General features: G+C 62.4%; 3 protein-coding genes. All 3 read right to left on the reverse strand.

The genetic code is table 11. The features are described from left to right. Nucleotides 1-639: glycosyltransferase family 39 protein (locus tag EOA86_RS21015; protein WP_245497334.1), on the reverse strand; the 639-nt coding region annotated here is incomplete at its 3' end. Nucleotides 640-784: 145 nt separating this feature from the next. Continuing rightward, on the reverse strand, nucleotides 785-3358 hold the full coding sequence (locus EOA86_RS21020; protein WP_128343400.1) for an FAD-dependent oxidoreductase: 2574 nt from the start codon (nucleotides 3356-3358) through the stop codon (nucleotides 785-787). Nucleotides 3359-3536: 178 nt separating this feature from the next. Further along, the gene (locus tag EOA86_RS21030) at nucleotides 3537-5114 is read right to left on the reverse strand and encodes a trimethylamine methyltransferase family protein (protein ID WP_128343402.1); all 1578 of its coding nucleotides are present in this window, start codon (nucleotides 5112-5114) and stop codon (nucleotides 3537-3539) included. Nucleotides 5115-5198: the final 84 nt, after the last annotated feature.

Raw genomic sequence — 5198 nt, forward strand, 5'->3', positions numbered from 1 at the left:
CACCAGGAATACGTCGTTGTACTTGGCAAGAATTGCCGCAGCCGTTGCCAAGCCAAACACCGCATAGGCGATCACGCTTCGCCGCTCGATCAGATTAGCCATCGCGAGCAGGAGCAGTGCGCAAAAGCCGACAACGGCGACCGAATGCGACAAGGCCCGCTGCGATTCCCAGGCGATTTGCGGGATTGTGAAAAGTCCGAGCATGGCCGCCGATGCCGTCGCTTTCGTGTAGCCGAACCGCCGCATGGCGGCGAACACACTGCAGGCGGCGAGGAACAGCACGGAGTATTTGACCAGCTTCAGCGTGAAAATATTGGTGCCGAAAATTTGCGCGGCCAGCCAGTTGATCCATGTATAGAGAGGCGGTTGCGAGCCGCCATATCCAGCCCAAAGATATGGAAGATAAATCAGTTGCTCCGCGTCATCGACGCCGACGCCAGTTCCTGCCCAAGTGGCCAGAATGGACAATATGACGGTTTGCAAGGCCAAATAAGCGGCGACCATGACGATCGCCGCCGGGAAGGGGCCGATCCTGCTCTCGGCAAGCCATTCGTCCCACTTCATCGAATACTTCAACGAGTTCTCATCGCCCGTGCCAGTTGCCGCCGGCTCCGCTAGCACGAAGACCGTGCCCCGCACAATGTGGCAGCCCTGATCGCTTCCGGGGCGGCGGGCTTCAAGTCGAATCGTACCGCCGCTCTAGCTTTTTGGTTAAGCATCGGGCTTCTCCAAAATCGGTCGCACCCCGGGTCGGGCCGGAGGGCAGGCCTTTGGGTGCGGTGCTCTAGGTCCGCATCTTCTCGCCGCTCGGGTCGAAAGGCGGCTCGACATTGATGCGGGCCGAACGCCGGCTTCCGAGGATTTCGATCTCGAACAGTCCGGCGCTCTCTTCCCCGGCTAACGCCGCTGGCACATAGCCTTGCGCCATCGATTTCTGGACGTAATGGGCATAGCCGCCGGAGGTGACCCAGCCGACCACGCGCCAATCGCCATCGACGATGCCGCGCACGGCCGAAGCGCCTTCCGCGGCCCTGGAGCCGCGCACTTCCTTGCCGTCCGTATCGAAACGCGGCGCACCATAGCCGTGCGGCTTTTCCACCGTGCCGTAGTCCTTGCCGCCGACCTTGGCCCAGATCGGTTCGTCGCCCATGACATCGGCGTCCGCGGCATCGACGATGAAAGAGACACGGCGCAGTTTTGGCCCTTCTGCCTGCTCCCTGGCTGCCGCTTCGCGTCCGATGAAGTCGTTCTTCTCCAGTTTGACGAAGCGGTCCATCGCGCCTTCGAACGGCCCGTAGATCGGGCGCAGTTCGCGGAACCAGGTCGGGAAATTCTTCTCCAGTCGCATCGAGAGCAGGGCGCGCATGCCGAAATCGACGAGGCCAAACTCTACTCCGGCATCCTTGATCGCCTTGTAGACGAGGCGCTGGTATGCTGGCGCCATCCAGATCTCGTAACCGAGGTCGCCCGTATAGGTAATGCGATTGACCATGCAGGGCGCGCCGCCGACCGCCATCTCGCGGAAGTCCATGAAGCGGAAAGCCTTGGTCGAGATGTCGACATCGACCAGCTTCTGCAGCAGGTCGCGTGATTTCGGCCCGGCGATGGACAAGCCGACCAGCGTCTGGTCGAAGCGGTGAATGCGGACGCTACCATCCTTCGGCAGGTGCTTCTCGAACCAGCGCATATGGTACTTCTGCGCCGCCGACGAGCTCCAGATCATGTAGCGCTCTTCACCCGCCTTGGCGATGGTGAAGTCGCCGATCAGCCTGCCAAATTCGTTGAGCATTGGGGTCAGCACGATGCGGCCGGTCTTCGGCATGCGGTTGGTCATCAGCCGGTTGAGGAAATCCTCGGCTGCCGGCCCGGAGACTTCGTATTTGGCGAAGTTGGCGATCTCGGTGACGCCGACCTTCTCGCGGGTCGCACGCACTTCCTCGCCGATCGGCCCGAAATCGTTGGAGCGATGGAAGGAAACGATGTCCTTCGGCTCCGTGCCTTTCGGTGCGAACCAGAGCGGGGTTTCGAGGCCCCAGCTATCGCCCATGACGGCGTTTTTGGCCAGCATCGTGTCGTAGAGTGGCGTCGTTTGCGCTGGGCGCGCGGCCGGCAATTCCTCGTTGGGAAAGCGGATGGAGAAACGGCGCGAATAGTTTTCGCGCACCTTGGCATTGGTGTAGCGCAGCGTCGCCCATTCGCCAAAGCGCGCCACGTCCATACCCCAGACGTCGAAGCCGGGATCGCCATGAACCATCCAGTTCGACAATGCCAGCCCGACGCCGCCACCCTGCGAGAAACCGGCCATGACGGCGCAGGCGCACCAGAAATTGGTCAGGCCCTGCACCGGGCCGACCAGCGGGTTGCCATCCAGTGCGAAGGTGAAGGGACCGTTGATGATCTGCTTGATGCCGGCCTTCTCGATGCCGGGAAAATGCTTGAAGCCAATTTCGAGCGACGGCGCGATGCGGTCGATGTCGGGCTGCAGCAGCTCATGGCCGAAATCCCACGGCGTGTTGATCGGCGACCACGGCTTGCAAGCCTTTTCATAGGTGCCGAGCAGGATGCCGTTGCGTTCCTGGCGGGTGTAGATTTCGCCCTTGAAGTCCATCACGCCGATCATCTCGCGGCCGGTCGACTTGTTGAATTCCTCAACCTCCGGCATTGGCTCGGTCAAGAGGTACATATGCTCCATAGCCAGGAGCGGCAGCTCGACACCGACCATGCGGCCGATTTCGCGCGCCCACAGGCCGCCGCAGTTGACGACATGCTCGGCCTTCACCGTGCCTTGCTCGGTAACGACGTTCCAGGTGCCGTCGACTTCCTGCGTCAGCTCGACGACGCGGTTGCGCAGCACGATCTCGGCGCCGAGCTTCCTGGCCGCCTTGGCGTAGGCGTGGGTGGTGCCGGAAGGGTCGAGATGGCCTTCGACCGGATCCCACATGGCGCCGACGAAATTCGTCTCGTCCATCAGCGGGAACATCGCCTTGGCCTCGGACGGCGTGATCAGCTCGGTGTCCATGCCGAGATAGCGGCCCTTGGCGTGGGCAAGGCGCAGGAAGTCCATGCGCTCGGGCGTGTCGGCCATCATCACGCCGCCGGTCAGGTGCAGCGAACAGGACTGGCCGGAAAGTTCTTCGATCTCCTTGTAGAGCTGCACCGTATAGGCCTGCAGCTTGGCGACGTTGGGATCGCCGTTGAGCGTATGGAAACCGCCCGCCGCATGCCAGGACGAGCCGGAGGTGAGCTCCGAGCGCTCGATCAGCATGATGTCGGTCCAGCCGGCCTTGGCCAGATGGTAGAGCACCGAGCAGCCGACGACGCCGCCGCCGATGACAACCGCTTTTGCATGAGATTTCATGAAGATAGTTCCGTTTTTGAAGAGATTGAATCGAGTGAGCGGGGGGTGAACACAAAGCGGAGAAGGGCGCCGGCTGGAATGATCTCACGCCCTGCCTCTACCCTGTCGACCGGGGGAGAGGTGTCGGGTGACGCTCGACGGAGTGGCGGTCGACTGTTCATCAAACCAATACAGATAGTTAAAAATCGGTCGGCGCGCCGCCTTCGGACCGGCGTTTGTCGACGAAGGCGTTGAGCTCCTCGCGGATAGCCGGGTCCATATACGGCTCTTCATAGGAGGCCAACCGCTCCTTCCAGACCCGATTGGCCTTTTCGAGAGCCGTCGGCGATCCGGCTTCCGCCCAGGTCTCGAAATTGCGCCAGTCGGAGATGATAGGCGAATAGAACGCGGTCTTGTAGCGGTCCTGGGTATGCTGGGTGCCGAAGAAATGGCCGCCCGGACCGACGGACTGGATGGCGTCGAAGCCGAGGGCCTCCTCGGAGAGGTCGAGCGGGGTCAGGAACTCGGCCACCATCTGCAGCAGATCGATGTCCAGAATGGTCTTCTCGTAGGAGCAGCGCAGGCCGCCTTCCAGCCAGCCGGCCGCATGCATCATCAGATTGCCGCCGCCCTGGATGGCGCCCCACAGCGAGAACACGCTTTCATAGGCCGCCTGCGCGTCGACCGTGTTGGCGGCGCAGGTGTTGGAGGTGCGGTAAGGGATGTTGTAGCGGCGGGCGAGCTGGCCGCCGACCAATTGCGCCTTCATATATTCCGGCGTGCCGAAGGCCGGCGCGCCGGACTTCATGTCGACGTTGGAGGTGAAACCGCCATAGCCGACTGGCGCGCCCTTGCGCACCATCTGGGCGAAGGCAATGCCGGACAGCGCTTCGGCATTCTGCTGCACCAGCGCGCCGGCGATGGTCACCGGCGCCATGGCGCCCGATAGGGTGAACGGCGTCACGATGACGACCTGGCCCTTGCTCGACATCTGGATGATACCTTCCATCATCGGCACGTCGAGCTTGAGCGGCGAATTGGTGTTGATGATGGTGAACACCGATGGCTCTTCGAGAAGCTGTTCGCTGCTGATGCCGCGCGCGATCCTGGTGATCTCGATGCCGTCGACATTGCGCTCCTTGCCGAGCGAATAGATGTGGAACACCTTGTCGGTTAGCACGCTCAGATCGCGGATGCATTCGAGGTGCCGGACGGACGGATGGATGTCGATCGGCTCGACCGGATAGCCGCCCGTGCAGTTTAGGATGTTGTGCATCTGCGCAAGCTTGAGGAAGTTGCGGTAGTCCTGCTGATTGCCCGGCCGGCGGCCGCGGTCGATGTCGGAACAATTGGGCGCCGACGCCATCATCGAGATGATCAGATTGTCACCGCCGAAGCGGACATTGTGCGCCGGATTGCGGGCATGGATGGTGAATTCCGACGGGCAGTGGGAAACCAGCTCGAGGATCATGTCGCTGTCGAAGCGCACCCGCTCGCTGCCTTCACGGACATCCGCGCCATGCGCCTTCATGATGCGCCGGGCCTCGTCGTGCAGCACGTCGACGCCGATTTCCCTAAGAACGCGGAGCGATGCGAGGTGGATCGATTCCAGCTCGTCGTCGGAGACCAGCTTCGTCGGCGTCAGCGGGATTTTCAGTTGGCGGAAAGGCGGCTGCTCGAACGCCGCCGATCCGCTGGCGCGCTTTCCCGCGCGGCCGCCGCGACGGGCGCGGTCGTTTGCCAATGCCGGTTCGGCGGGATGAAGGGCGGCGGTCATGATAGTCCTCGTACGCTGCGATAAGTGCGGCGGCATAATGGACCGCCGGCTGTCCCGCCATTGCGGAGGCGACGACCACTAGGA

The organism is Mesorhizobium sp. M5C.F.Ca.IN.020.32.2.1 (assembly GCF_004023105.1).
GTDB lineage: Bacteria > Pseudomonadota > Alphaproteobacteria > Rhizobiales > Rhizobiaceae > Mesorhizobium > Mesorhizobium wenxiniae.

Bases quoted from the DNA above. Each gene is read 5' to 3' on its own strand.
- EOA86_RS21030 (WP_128343402.1), bottom strand. From the start codon at position 5,114: ATGACCGCCGCCCTTCATCCCGCCGAACCGGCATTGGCAAACGACCGC.
- EOA86_RS21020 (WP_128343400.1), bottom strand. From the start codon at position 3,358: ATGAAATCTCATGCAAAAGCGGTTGTCATCGGCGGCGGCGTCGTCGGC.